This window comes from Pleomorphomonas sp. NRK KF1, assembly GCF_023721755.1.
In the GTDB taxonomy this organism is placed as follows: Bacteria; Pseudomonadota; Alphaproteobacteria; order Rhizobiales; family Pleomorphomonadaceae; genus Pleomorphomonas.
This window is the reverse complement of record NZ_JAMDLH010000006.1, coordinates 141,075-164,090: the sequence shown is the minus strand read 5'-3', so window position 1 is coordinate 164,090 and position 23,016 is coordinate 141,075. Positions and strand designations below refer to the sequence as shown.

At 65.2% G+C, this 23,016-nt stretch carries 20 protein-coding genes and 1 riboswitch; of the genes, 13 read left to right on the top strand and 7 right to left on the bottom strand.

Annotated elements, in window-relative coordinates:
* Position 1: 1 nt before the first annotated feature.
* From M4J39_RS15985 to M4J39_RS15975, 3 genes are all read right to left on the bottom strand, one after another.
* Positions 2-970 (bottom strand): ABC transporter permease, encoded by a 969-nt coding sequence (locus M4J39_RS15985; protein WP_251729404.1) that lies wholly within the window; start codon positions 968-970, stop codon positions 2-4.
* 28 nt (positions 971-998) lie between these two features.
* Positions 999-2,531 (bottom strand): sugar ABC transporter ATP-binding protein, encoded by a 1,533-nt coding sequence (locus M4J39_RS15980; RefSeq protein WP_251729403.1) that lies wholly within the window; start codon positions 2,529-2,531, stop codon positions 999-1,001.
* Between the two features lie 186 nt (positions 2,532-2,717).
* Complete coding sequence (locus M4J39_RS15975) at positions 2,718-3,704, bottom strand: ABC transporter substrate-binding protein (protein ID WP_251729402.1); 987 nt, start codon at positions 3,702-3,704, stop codon at positions 2,718-2,720.
* Positions 3,705-4,501: 797 nt separating this feature from the next.
* Here M4J39_RS15975 and M4J39_RS15970 point away from each other — a divergent pair.
* Positions 4,502-5,389, top strand: coding sequence for a GntR family transcriptional regulator (locus M4J39_RS15970; protein WP_251729401.1), 888 nt, complete (start codon positions 4,502-4,504; stop codon positions 5,387-5,389).
* 14 nt (positions 5,390-5,403) lie between these two features.
* Here M4J39_RS15970 and M4J39_RS15965 read toward each other — a convergent pair whose 3' ends face one another.
* Positions 5,404-6,246 carry a fumarylacetoacetate hydrolase family protein gene (locus tag M4J39_RS15965; RefSeq protein ID WP_251729400.1) on the bottom strand — a complete coding sequence of 281 codons (843 nt, stop codon included), beginning with the start codon at positions 6,244-6,246 and terminating at the stop codon, positions 5,404-5,406.
* Positions 6,247-6,414: 168 nt separating this feature from the next.
* Between M4J39_RS15965 and M4J39_RS15960 the strand changes: the two genes are divergently transcribed.
* Positions 6,415-7,272, top strand: a complete 858-nt coding sequence (locus M4J39_RS15960) for an amidohydrolase (protein ID WP_251729399.1) — start codon at positions 6,415-6,417, stop codon at positions 7,270-7,272.
* Between the two features lie 47 nt (positions 7,273-7,319).
* On the top strand, positions 7,320-7,682 hold the full coding sequence (locus tag M4J39_RS15955) for a cupin domain-containing protein (RefSeq protein ID WP_251729398.1): 363 nt from the start codon (positions 7,320-7,322) through the stop codon (positions 7,680-7,682).
* Positions 7,683-7,810: 128 nt separating this feature from the next.
* Here M4J39_RS15955 and M4J39_RS22865 read toward each other — a convergent pair whose 3' ends face one another.
* On the bottom strand, positions 7,811-8,536 hold the full coding sequence (locus M4J39_RS22865) for a cold-shock protein (protein WP_254004946.1): 726 nt from the start codon (positions 8,534-8,536) through the stop codon (positions 7,811-7,813).
* A 538-nt stretch (positions 8,537-9,074) separates the two neighbouring features.
* Between M4J39_RS22865 and M4J39_RS15940 the strand changes: the two genes are divergently transcribed.
* Entirely contained in the window at positions 9,075-9,458 is a 384-nt protein-coding gene (locus M4J39_RS15940; RefSeq protein ID WP_251729557.1) for a DUF2852 domain-containing protein, read from the top strand.
* A 105-nt stretch (positions 9,459-9,563) separates the two neighbouring features.
* Positions 9,564-10,313, top strand: a complete 750-nt coding sequence (locus M4J39_RS15935) for a M48 family metallopeptidase (protein WP_251729397.1) — start codon at positions 9,564-9,566, stop codon at positions 10,311-10,313.
* A gap of 9 nt (positions 10,314-10,322) precedes the next feature.
* On the opposite strand, the gene M4J39_RS15930 is transcribed toward M4J39_RS15935, so the two are convergent.
* Positions 10,323-12,545 carry a transglycosylase domain-containing protein gene (locus M4J39_RS15930; RefSeq protein ID WP_251729396.1) on the bottom strand — a complete coding sequence of 741 codons (2,223 nt, stop codon included), beginning with the start codon at positions 12,543-12,545 and terminating at the stop codon, positions 10,323-10,325.
* A gap of 134 nt (positions 12,546-12,679) precedes the next feature.
* Positions 12,680-12,881, top strand: a riboswitch (cobalamin riboswitch).
* 92 nt (positions 12,882-12,973) lie between these two features.
* Between M4J39_RS15930 and M4J39_RS15925 the strand changes: the two genes are divergently transcribed.
* From M4J39_RS15925 to cobJ, 7 genes are read left to right on the top strand one after another with little or no spacing between them, the layout of a single operon-like run.
* Entirely contained in the window at positions 12,974-13,339 is a 366-nt protein-coding gene (locus M4J39_RS15925; RefSeq protein ID WP_251729395.1) for a DUF1636 domain-containing protein, read from the top strand.
* Positions 13,336-14,364, top strand: a complete 1,029-nt coding sequence (gene cobW, locus M4J39_RS15920; RefSeq protein WP_251729394.1) for a cobalamin biosynthesis protein CobW — start codon at positions 13,336-13,338, stop codon at positions 14,362-14,364. Before M4J39_RS15925 ends, cobW begins: the two co-directional genes overlap by 4 nt.
* 16 nt (positions 14,365-14,380) lie before the next feature.
* Positions 14,381-17,707, top strand: a complete 3,327-nt coding sequence (cobN, locus tag M4J39_RS15915; protein WP_251729393.1) for a cobaltochelatase subunit CobN — start codon at positions 14,381-14,383, stop codon at positions 17,705-17,707.
* The gene (gene cobG, locus M4J39_RS15910; RefSeq protein ID WP_251729392.1) at positions 17,704-18,924 is read left to right on the top strand and encodes a precorrin-3B synthase; all 1,221 of its coding nucleotides are present in this window, start codon (positions 17,704-17,706) and stop codon (positions 18,922-18,924) included. The genes cobN and cobG overlap by 4 nt, the downstream gene beginning before the upstream one ends.
* On the top strand, positions 18,921-19,547 hold the full coding sequence (locus tag M4J39_RS15905) for a precorrin-8X methylmutase (RefSeq protein ID WP_251729391.1): 627 nt from the start codon (positions 18,921-18,923) through the stop codon (positions 19,545-19,547). The genes cobG and M4J39_RS15905 overlap by 4 nt, the downstream gene beginning before the upstream one ends.
* Positions 19,544-20,275 carry a precorrin-2 C(20)-methyltransferase gene (locus M4J39_RS15900; protein ID WP_251729390.1) on the top strand — a complete coding sequence of 244 codons (732 nt, stop codon included), beginning with the start codon at positions 19,544-19,546 and terminating at the stop codon, positions 20,273-20,275. The genes M4J39_RS15905 and M4J39_RS15900 overlap by 4 nt, the downstream gene beginning before the upstream one ends.
* Positions 20,272-21,039 carry a precorrin-3B C(17)-methyltransferase gene (cobJ, locus tag M4J39_RS15895; protein ID WP_251729389.1) on the top strand — a complete coding sequence of 256 codons (768 nt, stop codon included), beginning with the start codon at positions 20,272-20,274 and terminating at the stop codon, positions 21,037-21,039. The genes M4J39_RS15900 and cobJ overlap by 4 nt, the downstream gene beginning before the upstream one ends.
* Here cobJ and M4J39_RS15890 read toward each other — a convergent pair.
* Positions 21,015-21,794, bottom strand: coding sequence for a cobalt-precorrin-6A reductase (locus tag M4J39_RS15890; RefSeq protein WP_251729388.1), 780 nt, complete (start codon positions 21,792-21,794; stop codon positions 21,015-21,017). The genes cobJ and M4J39_RS15890 overlap by 25 nt on opposite strands.
* Here M4J39_RS15890 and cbiE point away from each other — a divergent pair.
* A complete protein-coding gene (gene cbiE / locus M4J39_RS15885) occupies positions 21,793-23,013 on the top strand; it encodes a precorrin-6y C5,15-methyltransferase (decarboxylating) subunit CbiE (RefSeq protein WP_251729387.1) in 1,221 nt (406 codons plus the stop codon). The two genes, M4J39_RS15890 and cbiE, sit on opposite strands and share 2 nt — an antisense overlap.
* Positions 23,014-23,016: the final 3 nt, after the last annotated feature.

Below are 23,016 nucleotides of genomic sequence, written 5' to 3'. Positions count from 1 at the left end.
CTCAGCCGCGACGACGGCGCAACTGGTCGAAGTAGACGATCAGGATGATCAGCAAGCCGGTGATGATGCGCTGCCAGAACGAGTTGACGTTCAAGAGGTTGGCGCCGTTATTGATGGTTGCGAGGATGAAGGCCCCGATCAGCGGGCCGTGGACCGAGCCAACGGCGCCGAACAACGACGTGCCACCGATCACCGACGACGCGATGGCCTGGAGCTCCCAGCCGTCGGCCTGCATGGCGTTGCCGACGCCGATACGGGCGGCGAGCAGCAGTCCGACGAAGGCGGCGCAAGTCGAAGACAGTGTGTAGGCCAGGTAGACGGTCAGCTTGACGTTGACGCCGGAAAGGCGGGCAGCCTCCATGTTGGAGCCGACGGCGAAGATGTAACGGCCATAACGGCTATGGTGGAGGAAGATGTAGGCCGGCACTCCGACCAGAATCACCATCCAGAACAGGTTTGGTAGCCCCACGAAGTCGTTGCGCGAGAACTCGGTGAAAGTGTCGTTGACGATGTTGATCGTGGCGCCGTTCGTGACGAGGAGGCCGATGCCCCGCAGGGATGTCAGCGTTGCCAAGGTGATGATGAAAGGCGGCAATCCCATCTGCACGATGCCGAAGCCATGGAACATGCCGATCGCCACACCCACGCCCAAGGTGATGATCACCGTCGCGAAGATGGAGAAATCATGGGTCAGCAGCCACGCGGCGATGACGGTGCAGAAGCCGACCACCGCGCCGACGGACAGGTCGATGCCGGTGGTAATGATGACGAAGGTCTCGCCGACGGCCAGAATGGCGATCATCGACCCCTGGCGCATCAGGTTCATGATGTTGGCTTCGGTCATGAAGCTCTTGGTCGTCAGGCTCAGGACGATGCACATCGCGAGCAGAAGTCCCAGCAGCGTCAGGCCGAACAGCCAGTTGGCGCTGCTTTTGCGGACGACCGCCGCCGACTTGGTATCCGTGGACATGTATTTCTCCCCCGTGAACGCTCCCCGTTCACACACCGATCGCTTCGGACAGAATTTCCTCATGGCTCGCCGCGTGGTAGGCGTGCCGCGCGACGTCCTCGCCCCGCCGGAAAACGTGCAGCTCATCGGCGAGCTCGTAGACCTCGGGCAGGTAGGACGAGATCAGGATGATGCCGGCTCCCTCTGCGAGAAGACGCGCCAAAAGGCGATAGATCTCCGCCTTGGTGCCCACATCGACGCCGACGGTCGGCTCGTCGAAGATGAACAGCCGTGCTCCGTGGTTGAGCCACTTGCCGATGACGATCTTCTGCTGGTTGCCGCCTGACAGCGACGACACCAACGCTCCGCGCCCGGACGTCTTCACCTGAAGATCGCTGATCTGCCTTTCGGCCCGCTGCCGGTCGGCGGAAAACGGGACCAGACCGGCCATTGTGATATGCGGAAAGATCGGCAGGTTTAGGTTGAAGCCGACCGGCAGGTTGATGCAGAGGCCCTGATCGCGCCGGCTTTCCGGGGCGAGCGCGATGCCAAGGTCCATCGCCTGACGTTCGGAGCGTATGTCCACCTCCTTGCCTTGCCAGAAGATGCTACCCCCGGTCTTGCGGTGGCGTCCGAACAGCGACAGCACGAACTCCGAGCGACCGGCTCCGATCAGTCCGTAGAGACCAACGATCTGGCCCGCACGGACGCTCAGCGACACGTCGTGGAAACCGGGGCCGCTGAGATTTTTCGTCTCGAGCAGCAGGTCGCCTGCCGGGAAGAACTCCTTGTGGTAGATCTGTTCGAGCGAGCGGTTGATCATGAGCGAGATCAGCTCTGTCTCGTTGGTCTCGGCCGTGATGCGCGTGCCCACCAGCGTGCCGTCGCGAAGGATCGAAACGCGATCCGACAGCTCGAACACCTCCTCAAGGCGATGGCTGATGTAGACGATGGTGACGCCGCGCTCCTTGAGGCGACGTATCAGTGCGAAGAGCTGCGCTGCCTCGGTCCGGGTGAGGTAGGCGGTCGGCTCGTCGAAGATCAGGAAGCGGGTGCCGCGGATGGAGGCGCGGGCAGTTGCGATCAGCTGCTGCTGCCCGATGGTAAGGTCGCCCAGCAACACGTGCGCCGGCAGTTGAAAGCCGAGATCCTCAAGGATCGACTGCGCTTTTCGGGTCATCTCGCCCTTCCGCAGCAGCCCGAAGCCGACGTCTTCGTCGCCGAGGAACATGTTGGCGGCAACCGTCAGATGGCGGCAGAGTACCACCTCCTGGTGAACCGCGTTGATGCCGAACTCGATGGCCTCATGTGGCGTGGCCAATGCGACCGGCTGGCCCTCCCAGAGAACCTCTCCGGATGTGCGGGTGATGACGCCGGTCAGAAGCTTGATGAGCGTCGACTTGCCGGCACCATTCTCGCCGACAATCGCGTGAATTTCGCCTCGGGCGAAGGTGAGATCTGCGGGCTTGAGTGCGTGCGTGGCGCCATAGCGCTTCTCGAGGCCCCGTAGTTCGAGAATTGGCACGTTCGCGGCGGCGACGGCGGTTTCGGCCGCCTGCCCGTGGGGATTGGTTCCGACCATGATCGACCCGCGTCAGTTGGAAATGCTAGACATGCAGCCACCCCAGCCCCGGCCGCGTCCCGGCATCGATCGGGAAAGGCGGCGAACCACTGGTCGGTCGGCATGCAGGAGCGCCGAAAAGGTCCGGCGTAACGTCCTCGGCGTCCGGCTGGCCCGCTTGGAGCCAGTCGAACGCCGAAGCCGGGCTCACTTCACCTTCGGATACAGCAGTTCCTGGGCGCGCGGCTCGTTCATGTTGGCCGTGGTTACCAGGTTGGCGCCGGTGTCCACGAAGGCCTCGACCTTCTCACCCTTGACGGCGGAGAGCGCCGTCTTGATGCCGTCGTAGCCCATGCGGTAGGGGTCCTGAACCACGAGCGCGTCGATCACGCCATCTTTCAGGAAGCCGACCAGCTTGTCGTCATTGTCGAAGCCGATCAGTGCCACCTTGTCGCCCAGCTTGTTCTCCGCGATGGCCTGGCCGGCGCCCTGGGCAGCGATCAGGTTCGAGGCGAACACGCCCTTGAGGTCCGGATTGGCGGTGAGGAGGTCGGTCATGATATTGAGGGCGGTGGTCGCCTGACCGTCACCGACCTTGTCGGCTACCAGCTTGAGCCCGGGGTACTTGGCGGCCAACTGCTCCTTGAAGCCCTGGGCACGCTGCTCGAGCGAACCGGCGCCCGGCAGGTTGGTGATCAGAGCGACATCGCCTTCCACCTTGCCATCATTGGCGGCGCCGATGGCGGCAGCGAGACCGTCGGCGGCGATACGGCCGCCCTGGACGTTGTCGGTGGTCAGGAAGGACGTGAAGGCCTTCGAGTCGGCAGCCGAGTCGATGCCGATGATCGGTACCGATTTGGCGGCTTCGTCGATCGGCTTGCCAAGGGCCTTGAACTCGGTCGGCGCTATGACGAGAGCATTGGCGCCCGACGAAACGGCATTCTCAATGATCGAAATCTGACCATTGATGTCGGCTTCGGACTGGGCACCGAGCTCGGGCACGTTCACGCCAAGATCCGCGCCGGCCTTGCGAGCGCCGGCCAGAACGATCTGCCAGTAGAAGGAGGTGGTGTCCTTGACGATGATCGGAATCGTGTAGTCTTCCGCCTGAGCGGCGGCCGGGGCGACGGCCGACAGCGCGACGGCGCCCGCCAGCGCGACAAGCGTGCGACGTGTAATGCCAACAGCTTTCATGATGCGATCCTCCCGAGATCAGCGTCGCTCTCAATAAAGCGCGATCCAAGCTCCTCAGCCATCGGACTTTATCGATAAAAAACAGCGACAGATGACAACTAGCCGAAACTCCCCTGCGACGCAAGGCCCGCAAGCCCTTGGCGACCGACCCTTTGGTCGACACCGCCCGCATTCCCCAATGCCGCCGTCAAACGAAGTTGGACGACTGCTTCTTACCTCATTTCAGGCAAAAATGAAACGAACTTGTTTCGTAGTCCAGACCACCCTTCGTATTTTCTAATTGTCAGAACATTTCATATCGTTTCAATATCAACCAATGTCATATATTTCAATATGTTACTGTCTCATATCGACTTTTGGCCAATATGTAGTTCGGAATTTTTATTCTAACTATCCACTTTGTGGTCATTGTTATTCCGAACAGAAACTGTGTCTTGAAGTCGGGCCGCCGTAGAACCCCCTGTAGTTGCTGTCATGGTTTCTCCCCGTCCCAACGCACCTGCGCGGGTGTCCGAGCTTCAGCCGACGCCAGAGCGGCGTGTCCGGCGTTCCCCGACCTATCGCGAAAGACCAGTTTCGTTCTGTGTTCTTTGTCGATAATGTGCAGCCCGCAAGTTGCCCCGTTTGACGGAGAGGGTGTAGCGCCATCTGGCCCCAGGCTTCGGGCTTCGGACCATTTGCCCGGGTCGTCGTGAACCTCTCCCTGTCGGACAACGATTTGACAACAAACTCGGCCTATCGATTGGGACTCTGGGCGACGCCTTTCAACGAGGAGGCACGCCGGACACGAGGTTAACATGCCGAAGCAGAATACCGTGTTCAAGGATGCCTACAACAGGTGCCTGCGGCTGCTTGTCGTGGGCGAAAGCCTGCCCTCCGAACCGGAACTCTGCAGTCTGCTCGGCGTTTCCCGCACGACGGTGCGTTCCATACTCTCGCAGATGGTCGAAGCCGGCCTCATCGAGTGGAACAAGCGCTCGAAGTCTGTGCAGCGGTTGCCGGTCAAGACCGACTATTTTCCCGAACACGAGACCAGCTCGCTGTCGGACGTGATCGAACGCACGTTCATGAAGCGCATCCTGATGGGCGGCGCCGAGCCCGGCATGCAGATCAACGAGCTGGAACTTGCTCGGGAAATAGGCGTCGGTACCACGTCCGTGCGCGAGTTCCTGATCCGCTTCAGCCGCTTCGGGCTGATCGAGAAGCGGCCGAACAGTCACTGGGTGCTGAAAGGCTTCACGCGTCAGTTCGCCGAGGAACTGATCGACGTCCGTGAAATGTTCGAGCTGAAGTCGGCCGCTGCCTTTGCCGCCTTGCCGACGGACGACCCCGCCTGGGCAGAGCTGGAAGCCCTTCGTCGCGCCCATGTCGAAGTACTGGCCGATATCGACAGCCGCTATCTCGAGTTCTCCGAACTCGACGATCGCCTTCATCGCCTCATCCAGCAGGCTTCCGACAACCGCTTCATCATCGACTTCTATGACATCATCGCCATTGTCTTCCATTACCATTATCAATGGAACAAGGCGAACGCCCGCGAGCGTAACGGCAAGGCGATCTTGGAGCACCTAGACTATATCGAGGCCCTCAAGACGCGTCGGCCGGAAGCCGTCGAGGCCGCGTGCCGGCTGCACCTTTCGTCGGCGCGTCTGTCGTTGATGCAGTCGCTGGCGACGGCCGCGTAAGAGCCAGGCATGGCTCAATAGGTCGCCACCTTCTGGCGCTGCTCGCCCAGCCCCTCGACGGAAAGGCGCAGCACGTCGCCCGCCTTCAGGAACTCCGGCGGCTTCCTGCCCATGCCGACGCCCGGCGGCGTCCCGGTGGTGATGACATCGCCCGGCTCGAGCCTGACGAAGCGAGAGATGTAGGACACCAGCGTTCGGACGCCGAACACCATGGTTGCCGTATTGCCGCGCTGGCGCGGCGCACCGTTCAGGTCGAGTTCCATGGCGAGCGCCTGCACGTCGGCGATTTCGTCCGGCGTTACCAGCCACGGACCGAGCGGGCCGAATGTTGGAGCGCTCTTGCCCTTCAGCCACTGGCCGGTGCCTTCCATCTGGAACGCGCGCTCGGAGACGTCGTTGCAAAGCACGAAGCCGGCAATGTGATCGAAGGCATCGGCTTCCTCGACTTGCCAGGCGGTCTCGCCGATCACGATGGCGAGTTCGACCTCCCAGTCGAGCTTGGTGGCACCGGGAGGAATGAGGATGTCGTCATTCGGGCCGACGATGCAGTTGGGCGCCTTGCTGAACAGAAGAGGTTCAGGCGGCACGGTGCCGCCCGTCTCTGCGGCATGATCCGCATAGTTCATGCCTACGGCAATGAAGTTGCGCGTGCCGGCAACGGGCGCACCGAGGCGTGTGCCCGCCGGCAACAGTGGCAGGCTCTCGGGATCGACCGCGGCTAGCTCGGCCAAGGAAGCCTTCGACAATACGGCTCCGGATAGGTCGGCGATGTGGGAGGCGAGATCGCGGTAGCGGCCTGCCGCATCCACGAGGCCGGGCTTCTCGGCGCCGACTGCGCCATGACGAATGAGCTTCATGAAGATCTTTCCGGAGAATAAGCGGTCTTTGCTTCTACCGCAGGCGCCCGGTGACGGAAAGGCCGCAAACGGCACCCCTTGCAACCTTCGTCGGACTTCTGAGGCCGCTTTTTTCCTTTACTGTCGGGACAATGGCTGCCGTTTCTCACTTGCCCGAGGCTTTTTTCCATGAGCGTTCCGACGCGCCTGATCGACACGCATCTGCATCTCGTCTACCGGGACAGTATCACCTATCCCTGGCTTGGAAGCGAACCGGCTCTTGCCGCGCGCGATTGGACCTATGAGCTCTATGCCGCCGAGGCGCACCCGCATGGCGTCGCCGATTGCCTCCACATGGAAGTCGATGTCGTCGAAAAGGACATCGATCGGGAGACCGAGTTCGTTCGCAGCCTCGCCGGCGACCCCGCTCGGCGCATTCGGGCCGCCATCTCCAACGCGAGGCCCGAGAAATCCGGCTTCGCTGAACTGGTCGATCGTGCACGTGCCGATCCGTTCATTCGAGGCTTTCGCCGTATCCTGCATGTCGTGCCGGATGATCTCTCGCGAACGCATGTTTTCCGCGAGAATGTCGGTCGCCTCGCCGATACCGGGCTGACATTCGACATCTGCGTTCGCGCCGACCAGCTCGGTCTCGCGGCGGAGCTCGTCGATGCCTGCCCCGGCGTGTCCTTTGTGCTCGACCATTGTGGCGGTGGCTCGGCGTCACGGCCGGAGCTTTTTACGGCCTGGAAGTCCGGTCTGATCGAACTGGCGCGCCGCCCGGGCATTGTGGCGAAGGTGTCCGGCGTCATCGGCACGGTCGGCGAAAACTGGACGGTGGACGACCTGAGACCCGTGGTGGAAACCACGATCGAAGCTTTTGGTTGGGACCGGGTGGTCTGGGGAAGCGATTGGCCGTGGTCCGCGCAGCGGGCCTCTCTGACCGACTGGATCGAAGCCACACATAGGCTTGTCGAAGGCGCCAGCGAAACGGAGCGCGAGAAACTGTTTCACCGCAACGCCACCCGCATATACGGAATAGGCTGACGGAAACCGGCAAACTCCGCGGTTTGGCGGCAGAAGGGAGGTTCGCGATGGAAGACGACGCACTGTTCCTCGGCTTCGATCTCACTGCCGTCGAGCCGGACGACGGTGGTCCCGATCCCGACAGGATCATCAAGGGCAATCCGAGGAGCCGGACTTGGCTCGTCGAGGAGCGCGACGCCGAGAAACTCTATGCCGGCGTCTGGGAATCGACACCGGGCGCCTGGCGCGTCGTCTATGACGAGTGGGAATTCTGCACCATCCTTTCTGGAGTGTCCATCGTGCACGAGACCGGAAAGGAGACGCCGCGCGTCTTGAGGACCGGGGACAGCTTCATCCTGCGACCGGGATTCTCGGGCATATGGGAAGTGGTTGAAACCACGCGCAAACTGTTCGTCGTGCGCATGCCGTGAGCAGGCACAACCGAAAACGCCGACAGTGATGTTCTCGGCCTGAGCTGCGGCTACCTCAAGAGCCCGAACGACAAAAAACAACGGGCGACGACCAGTGCCGCCGCCCGTTATCTCTGATTGCGTCAGGATCAGTCGAGAAGGCTGATCTCGACCGCCTCGCGCCCCTTCGGGGTCTCGACGATCTTCATGGCGACGCGCTGACCATCGGTCAGCGGGCCCATGCCGGCCGACTGCAGGACGGAGATATGGACGAACACGTCCTTGCCACCATCCTCGCCGGCCACGAAGCCGAAGCCCTTCTCGGGGTTGAACCACTTGACGGTACCGTCGAGCGGGGTCGCCGAAGAGGTGTCAACCGACCGACGGGGCGGGCGCGGTGCGCCGAAACCACCACCGCCGAAGCCGCCACGATCGCCGCCGCCGAAACCACCCGGACGCGGACCGCGATCGCCGAAGCCACCCGGACGCGGACCACGCGGCGCCTGCGGCGTCGCGGTCGTTTCGTCGACCTCGAGCACCTTGACAACCTGCTTGCCCTTGGCGCCCTGGGCCACCTGGACCTTCAGCGTTGCGCCCGGCGGAACGCTGTCGCGCCCCATGGCCTGCAACTGGCCGATGTGCAGGAAGGCATCGCCCGAACCGTCGGTGAGTGCGGTAAAGCCGAAACCCTTCTCCGGGTTGAACCAGGATACCGTCGCCTCGACCACCGGGCCGGTCGGCGGGGCGCTGTCATACGGCGAAGGGCCGCCGAAACTGCGCGCCGGTCGCTCGGGACGAATGTCGAACGACGGCATCATGTCGTCATCAAATCCGCCACGCCGCCGCGGCGGGCGGAAATCCTTACCCTTACCCATTCTGTCTTCTCGTCTCCGCCAAAACATAGCTCCAGACCGATGCCCGCGGAGAGTTGCATCGAGCCAGTTCGTTTCAAGAGAGCTATTCCACCGCAGAATTCGTCTTTTTTACCCGGCACATCGCACCATCACCTAGGCAATGGCACACCAGACCGCCCGCACTTCAGAACCGCTCCACCCCTAGTCTTACCACAGATGTTAGCGTTTCTGCTGCTTGAAAATCGCGCCGAGGGTGGTCAGCAGGTCACTTTTTGCGTTTTTTACGTGCTTGACGCACCCTGTGCGCCGACCAAAGGCGAGGACCAAGACGAATCGCCAATACGGCGCGCTGCGGGCCGAAACGAGCACGGAACATCAACCCGGTACATGCCGCCGAATCGTTTTGAGCGCAGCCCTGCTCGCAGATGCAAGATCAGAATGGTTCCAAGCCCTGTTCCAAAAAAGTCCTCGCCCGCCCTTGAAGGTGGCTTTGACCGGGGCCACTTCGGTATCGTTGCTCGGAACACTCCGAAAGGGAAGAAAAATGAGAAGCTGCGTGATGAGACCCGGCTTTCATCCGCTATCCATCGCGGCGATGATCGTCGGTTTCGTGATCTTCTGGCCGATCGGCCTGGCAGTACTTGCCTATATACTTTGGGGGGATCGCATGCGCGCCCGCTGGAACGACCTTCGCCCGGACCTCGAACGCGCCGCTCGCCGCGCTGGCTTCGAGCGTGGTGGTTTTCAACACTACCGTGCCGGCTCGACCGGTAACACCGCCTTTGACGCCTACCGGGAAGCTGAGCTGAAGCGCCTCGAAGAGGAACGCGCAGCCCTCGACCGGATGCGGGACGAGTTCGACGAGTTCCTGGCCAACCTGCGCCGCGCCAAGGATCAGGAAGAGTTCGATCGCTTCAAGGCGAGCCGCAACCCCACCGCTTGACAGAGTCTCGTCCGGGCCCCTCCACGACCGGCAGGCTGACACAGGCCCCCGCGCCCATCGGCGTGGGGGCTTTGTCGTGACTGGCGCTGCTCCTACACTGTTGTCATGCCGATTCGTCTGCCCTTCCTGCAAACTCCCGAAAAGAAGCGCTCGCCGCCGACGAGCTTTCCCGTCCTTGCCGGTGATCGCGCGATCGAGGTGACGGTGCGGCGAAATGCCCGCGCCCGGCGTTATACGTTGCGTCTCGATCGGAAGAGCGATGGGGCCATCGTGACCATCCCGCGCCGCGGCTCGCTCGCCGAAGCCAAGGCGTTTGTCGCTCGCCATGCCGGATGGATCGCCGAACGGCTCGCTTCGCGCCCGGATGTCCCGGACGTGCCGGTGGCGGTTTCCGTCCGGGGCGTCGTTCATCGCGTCATTCCCACCGGATCGTCGCGTGGCGGCGTTCGCCTTGTCGCGAGCGACGACGGTCCCGCCATTGAGGTGTCCGGCGAGGCACCGCATGTTCGCCGACGTTTGATCGATTATCTCAAGAAGCAAGCGCGCGCCGACTTGACCGCCGCGGTGGCCGGCCACGCTGCCGCGCTCGGCGTGCGGCCCAGCGCCATCCGGCTCAAGGATACGAGCTCTCGCTGGGGATCATGCACGGCGCGAGGCGTGCTCGCCTTTTCCTGGCGGCTCGTCATGGCGCCGCCCTTCGTGCTCGATTACGTGGCAGCTCATGAAGTGGCCCATCTCAGGGAGATGAACCACTCCGACCGCTTTTGGGCGATCTGCGAGGGCCTTTGCCCGGCTGCCGATGCGGCCAAGGATTGGCTGAAGAAGAATGGCGCCGGCCTGCACCAACAGCCCTGAACTCCCGGCTCAGTTTCCGAACAATCGCTGCAAAAGCCCCTTTTCTTCCGGGCTCGCCGACGTCACAGGCACGTTGAGCGGCGGCGGCGCATTACCCGGCAGCTGGGGGCCTTGCATCGGCAGGCCGTCGGTCTCGGCAAAGCTGACGCCGACATTGGTCGGGGGCGGCACAAGCTCCACGCCCGGAAGCGGCCGGGCGGGCAACCCGCGAGTCGCCTCGGTCATGAAGCGATTCCAAAGCAGCGCGGTGAGCGCGCCGCCGGTGGCTTTCCTGGTCGGCGTGTTGTCGTCGTTACCGAGCCAGACGCCGGTCGTGAGGCCATTGGTGTAGCCGATAAACCAGGCGTCGCGGAAATCCTGGCTTGTGCCGGTCTTGCCGGCGACCGGCCGGTCCGGGAGCGCGGCCTTCTGACCGGTCCCGTTGGTGACGACCGTGGACAGCATGCGGTTCATGGTTCCGACCACGACGTCCGAGATCACCCGGCCGGTGCCGTCGCCCTGGCGATGGAACAGCACCTTGCCGTCCTTGGTCCTGATATCCTCGACGAGATAGGGAATGATGCCCCAGCCGCCGTTGGCGAAGGGCACGTAGGCGGCGGTGATCTCGAGCGGCGTCACCTCCCCCGTCCCCAGGGCGATCGACGGGTTGTCATGCAACTGGCTCACGATACCGACGCGTCGGGCCGTCTGGACCACGCTGTCCGGCCCGAGCGTTGCGGTGAGGCGCGCCGCCACGGTGTTCAGCGATCGTGCCAGCGCCGTGGTCAGCGTCACGGGACCAAGATACTCATTCTCGTAGTTCTTGGGAGTCCAACCATTGATGGAGACCGGTTCGTCGACGACGATGGAATCCGGCGTAAAGCCGTGCTCGACGGCAGTGAGATAGACGAAGGGCTTGAACGCCGAGCCCGGCTGGCGCCGCGCCTCGATGGCGCGGTCGAACTGGCTGGCCGCGTAATCCTTGCCGCCCACGAGCGCCTTGACGGCGCCGTCATTGTCGATGGCTACCAGGGCGCCCTGGCTCGCCTTGTACTTGACGCCCTCCTTGTCGAGCGTCGTGCGGATGGCATTCTCCGCCGCGGCCTGCATGCCAGCGTCGATGGTGGTGGTCACGACGAGGTCGGTATGATAGCGGGCGACATAGCCGGGCAGCAGATCCATCACCCAGTCGGCGACATAGTTGGCCGCCGACCCGTTTCTGCTGGGTTTTGACGGAGCGCCGACGGCTGAGGCCTGTGCTGCCTCGTCGCGACTGACATAGCCTTGCTCGGCCATGGCGCCGAGCACGACCTTGGCGCGCTCGGCGGCCAGCTTGGGCGAGTTGGTCGGAGCGTAGCGCGATGGCGCCTTCAGAAGACCGGCGATGGTGGCCGCTTCGGCCAGATTGACCTGGCGGGCCGATTTGCCGAAATAGCGCCGCGCCGCCGCGTCGACGCCATAGGCGCCAGCGCCGAGATAGACGCGGTTGAGATACATCTCCAGGATCTGGTCCTTGGAGAAGCGCCACTCCAGCCACAGCGCGAGCACCGCCTCCTGAAGCTTCCGCTCCAGCGTGCGGTCGGGTTGCAGGAACAGGTTCTTGGCAAGCTGCTGGGTCAGCGTCGAGCCGCCTTGCACCACCGAGCCGGCAAAGAGATTGGTGACCATCGCACGCGAGAGGCCGATCGGATCGACGCCGAAGTGGTGATAGAAGCGCCGGTCCTCGATGGCCACCACCGCTTCGGGCAGGAAGGGCGACATCTCCGACAGTGACACTTCCTCGCCGCCGGTATCGCCACGGTTGGCGATGATGGTACCGGATGCGTCCACGATTTCCACGTTGGGTGGCCGGGTCGGCACCTTCCAGTCGTCGATCTGCGGCATGGTGGCGACCGTGTAGCCGATGACGCCGGCGATGCCGATCAAACCCCAGATGCCGAGGACGATGCCCCAGTAGAAGAGACGGCCGATCAGACCCATGCCCGAGCGCCGACTCCGCTTCGCCTGTCGCTTGGAGGATTTGCGGCGGCGTGGCCGCCGTTCGGTCATTTCCAACTCCTCGGCGTCACGGTCGTCATCGAAGCTGGGCTCCATCCGTTCGGCTGGCGCCGTCTTTCCGCTGCGCGAGTTGGGCAGGCGACGGGGTGGCGTGAAACGGTCGCCGTCGCGGGCGGCAAGGTCGCCGTCCCGGGCAGGCGCCTCGAAGCTTGGCTCGGCTCGCTCGCGTCGAATGTCCCGTCTGTCGCCCCGCATCGTCCGCCGCCACTCCTTGGATCTCGGCCACTTCGGCCCATGGAGCATCCGATTCACCCTAAATGAGGCGGTTTAAGGGGTCGTAAAGGATAAGCGTTGCCATCGCTTGGTTGACTTTAGCTCGCAACAAGCCGCAAATGGCCCGGCGCGACGGTCCCTCCTCCCGGAGGAGGGCGAAAGAGGGAACGCGGAGTCGGGAGACCGAAAGCCGCGGCTGCCCCCGCAACTGTGAGCGGCGAGCCGGATGCTCAGCGTGCCACTGATCTCAAGATCGGGAAGGCCGCATCCGGCGACGAACCGCGAGCCAGGAGACCTGCCGCCGCGCGCGCATGTCAGGACCGCCGGTGGGGCGGGAAAGGACGAGAGATCATGACGCTTGCCCCGGCAGCTTCCCGCTGCCGCTTTTCGACGTTTCCGGAGTGCCGGCCATGACGGCGCATCCGGTCACGCTGCACGTTTGCCTTGCCTGCCGCGCGGCGGGCGACGACGACACCCTCCGGGCGGGAGCCCGTCTTCATGCCGCCCTTGCCGCCCGGCTCGATGGGCAAGGCGATGTCCGTCTTTCTGGCGTCGAATGCCTTTCTGTCTGCAAACGGCCGGTGACCGTCGCCTTCGCCGCCCCCAACAAGTGGACCTACATCGCCGCCGATGCCGTTGATCCCGATGAGGTGATCGACGCCGCCGAGCGCTACGCCGCGAGCGAAGATGGCCGCGTACCCTGGCGCGAGCGTCCGCCACTTCTGAAATCGGGCCTCGTTGCCCGCATCCCGCCTCAGCCGGAGACCCGCCGATGAATGCCCAGCCGAAAATCCCTGTCACCATCGTCACCGGTTTCCTCGGGTCCGGCAAGACGACCCTGATCCGCCATGTCATTGAGCGCGCCGGCGGCCGCCGCCTCGCGCTGATCGTCAACGAGTTCGGCGATGTCGGCGTCGATGGCGACATCCTGAAATCCTGCGGTGTGGCGGATTGTCCGGAGGACGCCATCGTCGAGCTCGCCAATGGCTGTCTCTGCTGCACGGTCGCCGACGATTTTCTGCCGGCCATCGAGGCGCTGACCAAGGGGGATCGCCGTCCGGACCACATCATCGTCGAAACGTCCGGCCTTGCGCTGCCCAAGCCGCTGATCAAGGCCTTCGACTGGCCCGACGTGCGCGCCCGCCTCACGGTGGATGGCGTCATCGCCGTGGTGGACGCTGCCGCCGTGGCCGCCGGCCGCTTCGCCGACGATCCCGAGGCCGTGCTCGCCCAGCGGCAGGACGATCCGTCGGTCGATCACGACAATCCGCTTGAAGAGGTCTACGAGGATCAGCTTCTCGCGGCCGATCTGGTCGTGCTCAACAAGGCCGATCTTCTCGCCGCCGACGAGCTGGCTCGCGTTTCCGGTGATATCGAGGCTTCATTGCCGAAGGCGGTCCGCATCGTGCCGACGTCGGAGGGCGAAATCGCCCCGGAGATCCTGCTCGGCATTGCCGCTGCCGCCGAGGACGACCTTTCCAGTCGCCCAAGCCACCACGATGGCCTCGGCGATCATGACCATGACGATTTCTCGACCTTCGTCGTCGAGATCGGCGCCGCCGCCGATCCGGACAGCCTGATCACCCGGCTGAAGGCGGTGGCCGAAGCGCACGACATCCTGCGCATCAAGGGCTTCGTGGAGATTGCCGGCAAGCCGATGCGCCTTCTGGTGCAGGGCGTTGGCGGTCGTTTCCGCCACGCGTTCGATCGACCGTGGCCCGCCGGTCCGCGCCGCAGCGCGCTGGTGGTGATCGGCGAAAAGGGCATCGACGAAGCGGCCATCCGCGCCGCTCTCGCCTGATCAGAGGAAGACGACCGTGCACATTCTGGCCGAACAGATCCGTTCGCTCGACGACAGCGTCGCCGCGGTCGATCTCGGCCAGACTCCGGCCGACATCGTGGTGCTGTCCTTTTCCGACAGCGATCTCGGCCTCGTCGCCGACGTGCATGGTCGGCTCGGTTCCGGGGCGCCGAGCCTCCGCCTCGCCTCGCTTGCCGCCTTGCGTCATCCCTACTCTGTCGATCTCTATCTTGAAAAAGTGGCCGCAAAGGCGCGCTTCGTGCTGGTGCGGCTTTTGGGCGGCGCCGACTACTGGCGCTATGGCGTCGACGAACTCGCCATGCTCGCGCGCTCCAAGGGCATTCACCTGGCAATGATTCCGGGCGATGATCGGCCCGATCCGCGGCTTGCCGAGGCGTCGACATTGCCGCCTGAAGACCTTGGTCTTCTCGAACGCTGGTTCGCCTTTGGCGGTCCCGACAATGTCGCCGCCGCACTCGCCTTCATCACGGCCCGCCTGGGATGCGACACGACTTGGGAGGAACCGGCACCGCAGCCCGCCTTTGGTGCCTTCCCGGACGCGGAAGGCAATGGTGACCGGCGGGTGCTCGTGGTGGGCTATCGCGCGCTCGTCAATGCAGGTGATGCCGCGCCGATCGCGGCGATGGCCAAGGCGCTGGCAGCGGCCGGCTTCGCCGTGTTGCCGGTCTGGGTCACGTCGCTGAAGGATCCTGAGGTTGCTAGCCCGCTCACCGATGCCATCGCCGCCTTCAAGCCCGACGCCATCGTCAATTGCACTGCCTTTTCCGCCCGCCGCGATGATGGCTCCACGATTCTCGACAATGCCGACGTGCCGGTGATCCAGGCGCCCCTTTCCACCCTGTCGCAGGAGGCCTGGGCGACATCGTCGCGCGGCCTGTCGGCCACCGATCTCGCTATGAGCGTGGTGCTGCCAGAGGTCGACGGTCGTCTCGACGGCCCGGTGATCAGCTTCAAGGCGCCAACCGATCGTGCAGAGGCCTTAGAGTACACACCGATCCGTCACCGGCCGGATGCAGGCGGTATCGCCCGCCTCGTGAGGCTCGTCGATGGCTGGACGCGGCTCAGGCGAACGCCGTGCGCCGATCGCCGCATCGGCTTGGTGCTGTCCAACTATTCCGGCAAGGGCGGCCGAACCGCCTACGCCGTCGGGCTCGACGGACCGGCATCGCTGATCGCCATTGCCGATGATCTCAGGGCCGCCGGCTATCGGATCGAGGCGCTCCCCGGCGAAAAGGTCCTGATCGTCGCGCTGGAGAGTGGAACGGCGACCGTCGACATTCCGCTGGCCGCCTATCGCGGCTGGTTTGCCAAGCTGCCACAGGGGTTGCGCGCCTCCATGACGGCGGCCTGGGGCGCGCCGGAAGCCGACCCGCTGGTCGACAACGGCGCTTTCCGTCTCTCTGCGATCGTCGCCGGCAATCTCGTCATTGCCGTGCAGCCCGATCGCGGCCGATCCGATAGCCGGGCCATCGATCATCATGATCCCAACCTTCCCCCGCGCCACGCCTATGCCGCCTTCTATCTCTGGCTCCGGCATGGTTTCGATGCCCATGCCATGGTCCATCTCGGCACCCATGGCACACTCGAATGGCTGCCGGGCAAGGCGGCCGGCCTTTCGGGCGATTGCGCGCCGGCGGCACTCACGGGTGGTCTGCCAGTCATTTATCCGTTCATCGTCAACAATCCCGGCGAGGCGGCCCAGGCCAAGCGCCGCATTGCAGCCGTCACCCTCGGGCACCTGACCCCGCCGCTCACCCGTGCCGGCGTCCATGGCGACATTGCCGACATCGAGATGCTGGTCGACGAGTTTGCCAATGCCCAAGCCTTGGATCCAAGGCGGGCCAAGCATCTTGCCGCCGTACTGACCGACAAGGCGGAAGCTGCGGGCATCGCCGAGGCGGCAGGCCTCTCGGCCGATCTCGATCCGGCCGACAAGCTGGCGCGCCTCGACGCCTGGATCTGCGACGTCAAGGACATGCGCATCGCCGACGGTCTGCATGTGTTCGGCCGCGCCCCGGACGAGGCTCGCGTTGCCGCTCATCTCGAGGCACTCGGTGGCGATCTCGCCGCTGCTGGCGCTTTCCTGGCTTCCGCCGATACCGAGCGCGAGGGACTGCTGGCCGCGCTGGACGGCCGGCGCATCGCACCGGGCCCTTCCGGCGCACCGGGGCCGAGGCGGCTCGACGTGTTGCCGACCGGGCGCAACCTTTACGCCATCGATCCGCGCGCCGTGCCGACGCGCACGGCCATGGAAATCGGGGCCCGCACGGCCGAAGAGGTCGTCGCGCGCTATGCCGAAGACCATGGCGACTGGCCGAAGTCCATCGTGCTCGACGTCTGGGCATCGGCGTCGATGCGCACCGGCGGCGACGACATTGCGCAGGCCCTGGCGCTTCTGGGCGTTCGGCCGGCCTGGGACGCCGCCTCCGGCCGCGTCTCCGGCTTCACCGTGCTGTCACCTGCCCGGCTCGGCCGGCCGCGCGTCGATGTGACGTTACGCGTTTCGGGCCTGTTCCGTGACGTCTTTCCCGGGCAAATCGCGCTGTTCGACCAGGCGGTGAAGGCGGTGGCGGCGCTCGATGAGGACGCGGAAACCAATCCGCTCGCCGCAAGGCGCGAGCTAGCGCCATCTCGCGTCTATGGCGCGGCGCCTGGCGCTTTCGGCAGCGGCCTCGGCGAAATGGCGCCAGACGATCTCTCTGCCGACCGGAGAGCGCTCGCCGACGCCTACCTCTCCGCCTCTGGTTATGCTTACGCAACCGACGGAGAGGCGGCCGACGCTGAGGGGTTTGCAGCGCGCGTGGCCGCCGCCGATGCCTTCGTGCATGTTCAGGATCTCGACGGTCAGGACCTTCTGTCCAACGACGCCTTCCCCGCCCATGAGGGCGGCTTTGCGGCTGCATCGCAAGCACTCGGCGGCCGGGCGGCGCTCTATCACGTCGACACCACCGGCGACGCGCCGAAAGCCCGCAGCCTCAGCGAGGAAATCGGCCGCGTCATCCACGGCCGCGCCGCCAATCCGCGCTGGATCGCCGGGCAGATGCGCCACGGTCATCGCGGCGCTGCCGAAATCTGCGAGGCGGTCGCCAATCTCTGCGCCTTTGCGGCGTTGTCGAACGCGGTCGACTTCCGGCATTTCGACCGGCTGTTCGATGCCACCTTCGGTGACGACCGAGTGCGCGACTTCCTGGTCGATGCCAACCCTGCCGCCGTTCGCGACGCGCTCCAACGCTTGAGGAAAGTAATCGATCGGGGCGCCTGGGTGCTTCGCCGCAACTCGGTGGCCGCCCGTCTCGCCGAAACGGAGGCCCGCCTCGGATGAACCAAGCCCTCATCCGTGGCTGGTGTCCCGGCGCGCGTCGCCCCATGCGGAGCGGCGACGGATTGATCCTGCGCCTTCGGATCAGCGGCGGGCGACTTGCGCCGGAGCCGGCGCGCGCCATTGCCGGCATCGCTCGCCACCACGGAAATGGCGAACTCGACCTCGGTCGGCGTGGCGGCTTGCAGCTTCGAGGCGTTCGCGAAGGCGACTTTTCGGCCGTCGAGGCTGAACTCGCAGCGCTCGGCCTTCTTGATGCGGACGAAGGCGCCGAGGCAGTGCGCAACGTGGTCGCCTCTCCGCTGTCCGATCTCGACGAGACGGCCCGGGGCGATGCCTTCGCGCTGGCGAAACAGATGGAAGCCGCACTGGTTGCCGACGAATCTCTCCGTCTGCTACCCGGCAAGTTTGGCTTCTCGATCGACGACGGCGGACGGTTCGGCCTCACTGGCGTGTCCGCCGATATACGCCTGCGGCTCATGCAGGACGGGGTCGCCGTTTCGCTCGGGGGCGATTCCCAAGGGATCCTAATTCGAACCGAAGATGCGGTGGCCGGCGCTCTCCGGCTCGCCCACGCCTTTCTCGACCTGGCATCACGCATCGATCCGCCACCGCGCCGCATGGCAGCGTTGGTCCGTCATGTCGGCGCCGAGGCCATTTTTGCCGCCGCCGGCCTCGGACGGGAAAGCGTTATGCTGGTCCCCCGTTCGGATGTTGCCCCGCTGATCGGTGCGTTCCCGACCCACGTCGGCGTCGGCCTGCCCTTCGGTCGGCTCTCGGCCGATCAGCTTCATCTTCTTGCCGACCTCTCCGCATCCAATCTGCGGCTGACGCCCTTCCGAGCCGTCCTGTTGCCCGGCGTTTCGGTCAGTGTCCTGCCGCGCCTCGCCAAAGCCGGCTTGATCACCCAACCCGACGATCCGCTCCTTGCCGTCGCCGCTTGCCCTGGTGCGCCCGCTTGCGGTTCGGCGATCACCGAGACGCGCGGCCTCGCTCGCCGTCTTGCAGCGCTGAAACCCGACGCCCATGGCACCTGGCTGCACGTTTCGGGCTGCGAAAAGGGCTGCGCCAGTTCCGCCGCCCACGCCGTCACCTTGGTCGGCCGTGACGGCGGCCTCGACCTCGTGCTAGACGGCAGGCCAACCGATCCACCTCGCCACGCGGGTCTTTCACCCGAGGCGGTCGAGGCGCTTTTCCGTTCCGGGACATTTGAAAAATGAGCCACGACTACATCCGCGACGGTGCGGAAATCTACCGCCGCTCCTTCGCCATCATCCGGGCAGAGGCGGATCTCGCGCGTTTCCCGCCGGAAGAGGAAAAGGTGGCCGTCCGTGTCATCCACGCCGCCGGCATGGTGGAGGTGGCTTCTGATCTCGCCTTCGGCCCCGGCGCCGTGGCCGCGGCGAAGGCAGCGCTGGAAGCCGGCGCACCGGTGATCTGCGATTCCCGCATGGTGGCCAACGGCATCACCCGCGCCCGCCTGCCGGCCAGCAATGAAGTGATCTGCACGCTCGACGACCCCTCCGTTCCGACGCTGGCGCTAACCATTGGCAACACCCGCACGGCGGCGGCCATGATGCTGTGGGGCGACCGCCTCAAGGGCGCTGTCGTCGCCATCGGCAACGCGCCCACCGCGCTTTTCCACCTGTTCGAGATGCTTGACGCCGGCGCTCCCAGGCCGGCGGTGGTGATCGGCATGCCGGTCGGCTTCGTCGGCGCCGCCGAATCCAAGGAAGCGCTGATATCGGATGGCCGGGTGCCCTATATTGTGGTGCGCGGGCGGAAAGGCGGTTCGGCCATGGCCGCCGCTGCCGTCAACGCGCTGGCGAGCGACCGCGAATGATCACCCCTGGAACGCTTCATGGTGTCGGTGTCGGTCCCGGTGATCCCGAACTGGTCACTGTCCGGGCGGCAAGACTGATCGGTTCGGCGCCCGTTCTTGCCTATTTCGCCAAGAAGGGCCGGCGCGGCCACGCTCGCACCATCGTCGACGCCTATGTGCGGCCGGGCACCGAGGAGTTGCCGCTCCACTACCCTCTCACCACCGAGATGAGCTTTGCCGATCCGCTCTATGTGCGGGAGGTCGGCGGTTTCTATGCCGAGGCGGCCGAGGCGCTGGCGGCGCATTTGGCGGCCGGGCGCGACGTGGTGCTGATCGCCGAGGGTGACCCGCTGTTCTACGGCTCCTTCATGCATCTCTACATACGCCTCAAGGACCGCTTCCCGGTCCGGATCACGCCGGGCGTCACCGGCTTCTCCGGTTGTGCGTCGGCGGCCGGCCTGCCGATGACCTGGGGCGACGACGTTCTGGCCGTGCTGCCCGGCACGCTCGCCGAAGACGATCTTGCTGCCCGCCTCCAGGGCGCAGACGCTGCGGTGATCATGAAGCTCGGCTCCAACTTCCCGAAGGTCAGGCGGGCGATCGACCGGGCTGGCCTCGCCCATCGCGCCATCTACATCGAGCGCGGCTCGATGGAAGGCGAGATCGTGCTGCCGCTTGCCGGAAAGACCGATGACGCCTCGCCTTACTTCTCGCTGATTCTGATCGGCGGCGAGGGGCGGCGGCCATGAACGGAACGGGCGAGATTCTGGTGGTCGGTCTCGGACCTGGCCCCGAGATGTGGCGAACCCCGGAGGTGAGCGCCGCGCTCGAACGGGCGACCGATCTCGTCGGCTACGAGCCCTATATCGCCCGCTGTCCGGAACGGCCCGGCCAGGCGCGACACGGCAGCGACAATCGTGTCGAGCTGGAACGGGCGCGCTTCGCCATCGATCTCGCCCGCGCCGGGCGCGTCGTCGCGGTGGTTTCGGGGGGGGACCCCGGCGTCTTCGCCATGGCGGCGGCCGTCGTCGAAGCGGTGGAGGCCGACGACACGGCCCGCGAACTGCCCATGACGGTGATGCCTGGCGTGTCCGCCATGCAGGCCGCCGCCGCTCGGCTCGGTGCGCCGCTCGGTCACGACTTCTGCGCCATCTCGCTGTCCGACAACCTTAAGCCCTGGGCGCTGGTCGAAAGGCGGCTTCGGGCGGCCGCTGAAGGCGACTTCGTCATCGCTCTCTATAATCCCGCCTCGAAGGCGCGACCGACCCGTATCTTCGACGCTTTCGAGCTTCTGCGTGGTCTGAAAGCCGGTGCGACGCCGGTTGCCTTCGCTCGGGCCGTCGGTCGACCGGACGAGCGGATCGTCGTGACGACGCTCGCCGAGGCCGACCCGTCCATCGTCGACATGGCGACGATGGTCATCATCGGCTCATCCGAAAGCCGGTTGATCGACCGGCCGGGCGGAACGCCCTGGATTCTCAGTCCGCGTCAGGCGAGGGGAGGGGCGACATGAGCAAGCCGCGCCATGATGTCCGCCATCACGGCGTCGAGCTCGTGGTAGGTGGTGACGGTCACCGGCTCGGGCGGCGCCACCATGATCACCGGCAGGCCCAGGCGGCGGGCGGCCGCGACCTTGCCGTAGGTGGCATCGCCGCCGGCATTCTTGGTGACCATGATCTCCACGCCTTCGGCCTGCATCAGCCGGGCCTGCGATTCCTCGTCGAACGGTCCGCGCTCAAGCAGCAGCCGGTAGTCCGGAAGGTTGAGTTCGTGCGGCGGGTCTATGGAGCGGACGACATAGTGATGCTGCGGCGCGGCCTCGAAGGCGGCAAGGCCGAGCCGGCCGACGGTGAGGAAGACGCACTTCGGCTCGGGACCAAGCGCCGCGCAGGCAGAATCAAGGTCGGGAACTTCCAGCCAGTTGTCGCCCGGCACCGGCCTCCACGGCTCGCGCGTATAGCGGATGAGCGGCACGCCGGTCATCACGCTGGCCGCCACGGCATTGGCGGAGATGCGGGCGGCGAAGGGATGGGTGGCGTCGATCAGAAGGTCGATCTGCTGGTCGCGAAGGAAAGCCGCGAGCCCGTCAATGCCGCCAAAGCCGCCAACGCGGGTGTTGAGGGCCTGCGCCGCCGGTTCATGGGTACGGCCGGCCAGCGACAGCAGCGCCCAGATATCCTGGCGCTTTTGCAGCCGCTCGGAGAGGCGCGAGGCCTCGGTGGTCCCACCCAGGACGAGAATGCGCATCGGTCTTGCGGAGTCCCCCATGGCTGAAACCTCCCTTTCACCCTGGCTGACGATCGTCGGCCTCGGAGAGGACGGTCTCGACGGTCTCTCTCCTGCGGCAGTTTCTGCCATCGCACAAGCGGGTTTCATCGTAGGTGGCCGTCGTCATCTCGATCTCATCAAGGCAGATCCGGCGATCTCCCTCGCTTGGCCGTCGCCGCTCAAGGACGCTTTTCCGGCCATCCTGGCCCGGCGCGGAAGTCCGGTGGCGGTGCTCGCGTCCGGTGACCCCTTCTTCTATGGCGTGGGTTCGCTTCTGGCCGAGACCGTCGACCCTCGCGAAATGATCGTCCTGCCGGCGCCCTCCGCCTTTGCCTTGGCCGCCGCCCGGCTCGGCTGGCCGGGGCAGGATGTCGTCCGCATCAGTCTGCACGGCAGGGCGCTCGAGCGTGTTTTGCCGCATGTCCAGCCCGGTGCGCGGCTCTTGGCGCTGTCCTGGGACGGTACGACGCCTGCAAAACTCGCCGCTCTGCTGGCGACGCGCGGCCTCGGCAAGAGTCGCCTCACCGTGCTCGAAGCGATGGGCGGTCTCAGGGAGCGCCGCCGTTCGGCCTTCGCCGATGCCTTTGACATCGATGATATCGATCCGCTCAACCTCGTTGCCGTCGAGGTCGAGGGCGGTCCGAACGCCCGCGTCATTCCCTTCACGCCAGGCTTGCCGGACGATTGGTTCGAACACGACGGCCAGATTTCCAAGCGAGAAATCAGGGCGTTGACCGTCGCCGCGCTGAGGCCGACGCGCGGAGAGACGCTGTGGGACATCGGTGCCGGCTCGGGCTCCGTCGCCATTGAGTGGATGCTCTCAGATCCGTCGCTCCGCGCCTTTGCCGTCGAGGAGAATGCAACGCGCGCCGCTCGCATCACGCGCAACGCCCTGAGCTTCGGTGTGCCGGATCTCAGGGTGATCGAGGCGAAAGCGCCTTCCGGCGTTGACGCGCTCCCCGATCCCGACGCGATCTTCATTGGCGGCGGCTCGGGCGATCCGGGCGTTGTCGACGCCTGTATCGATCGGCTGAAATCAGGCGGACGTCTGGTCATCAATGCCGTCACCGTGGAAACGACAGCCGACGTCTTTGCCCTGCAGGCGCGGCTCGGCGGCGAACTCACGCAGATTGCCATCTCTCGCCTCGACCGCATTGGCGGCTTCCATGCGCTACGGCCGGCCTTGCCTGTGGTCCAATGGGCCTGGGTAAAGCCGTGAGCG

What these genes read in the sequence shown, in the direction of transcription:
- M4J39_RS15980 (WP_251729403.1), bottom strand. Translation starts at nt 2,531, where the DNA reads ATGGTCGGAACCAATCCCCACGGGCAGGCGGCCGAAACCGCCGTCGCC.
- cobW (WP_251729394.1), top strand. Translation starts at nt 13,336, where the DNA reads ATGAATGCCCAGCCGAAAATCCCTGTCACCATCGTCACCGGTTTCCTC.
- M4J39_RS15925 (WP_251729395.1), top strand. Translation starts at nt 12,974, where the DNA reads ATGACGGCGCATCCGGTCACGCTGCACGTTTGCCTTGCCTGCCGCGCG.
- M4J39_RS15985 (WP_251729404.1), bottom strand. Translation starts at nt 970, where the DNA reads ATGTCCACGGATACCAAGTCGGCGGCGGTCGTCCGCAAAAGCAGCGCC.
- M4J39_RS15900 (WP_251729390.1), top strand. Translation starts at nt 19,544, where the DNA reads ATGATCACCCCTGGAACGCTTCATGGTGTCGGTGTCGGTCCCGGTGAT.
- M4J39_RS15905 (WP_251729391.1), top strand. Translation starts at nt 18,921, where the DNA reads ATGAGCCACGACTACATCCGCGACGGTGCGGAAATCTACCGCCGCTCC.
- cobG (WP_251729392.1), top strand. Translation starts at nt 17,704, where the DNA reads ATGAACCAAGCCCTCATCCGTGGCTGGTGTCCCGGCGCGCGTCGCCCC.
- M4J39_RS15960 (WP_251729399.1), top strand. Translation starts at nt 6,415, where the DNA reads ATGAGCGTTCCGACGCGCCTGATCGACACGCATCTGCATCTCGTCTAC.
- M4J39_RS22865 (WP_254004946.1), bottom strand. Translation starts at nt 8,536, where the DNA reads ATGGGTAAGGGTAAGGATTTCCGCCCGCCGCGGCGGCGTGGCGGATTT.
- M4J39_RS15890 (WP_251729388.1), bottom strand. Translation starts at nt 21,794, where the DNA reads ATGGGGGACTCCGCAAGACCGATGCGCATTCTCGTCCTGGGTGGGACC.
- M4J39_RS15930 (WP_251729396.1), bottom strand. Translation starts at nt 12,545, where the DNA reads ATGCGGGGCGACAGACGGGACATTCGACGCGAGCGAGCCGAGCCAAGC.
- M4J39_RS15935 (WP_251729397.1), top strand. Translation starts at nt 9,564, where the DNA reads ATGCCGATTCGTCTGCCCTTCCTGCAAACTCCCGAAAAGAAGCGCTCG.
- M4J39_RS15940 (WP_251729557.1), top strand. Translation starts at nt 9,075, where the DNA reads ATGAGACCCGGCTTTCATCCGCTATCCATCGCGGCGATGATCGTCGGT.
- cobJ (WP_251729389.1), top strand. Translation starts at nt 20,272, where the DNA reads ATGAACGGAACGGGCGAGATTCTGGTGGTCGGTCTCGGACCTGGCCCC.
- M4J39_RS15955 (WP_251729398.1), top strand. Translation starts at nt 7,320, where the DNA reads ATGGAAGACGACGCACTGTTCCTCGGCTTCGATCTCACTGCCGTCGAG.
- M4J39_RS15970 (WP_251729401.1), top strand. Translation starts at nt 4,502, where the DNA reads ATGCCGAAGCAGAATACCGTGTTCAAGGATGCCTACAACAGGTGCCTG.
- M4J39_RS15965 (WP_251729400.1), bottom strand. Translation starts at nt 6,246, where the DNA reads ATGAAGCTCATTCGTCATGGCGCAGTCGGCGCCGAGAAGCCCGGCCTC.
- cbiE (WP_251729387.1), top strand. Translation starts at nt 21,793, where the DNA reads ATGGCTGAAACCTCCCTTTCACCCTGGCTGACGATCGTCGGCCTCGGA.
- M4J39_RS15975 (WP_251729402.1), bottom strand. Translation starts at nt 3,704, where the DNA reads ATGAAAGCTGTTGGCATTACACGTCGCACGCTTGTCGCGCTGGCGGGC.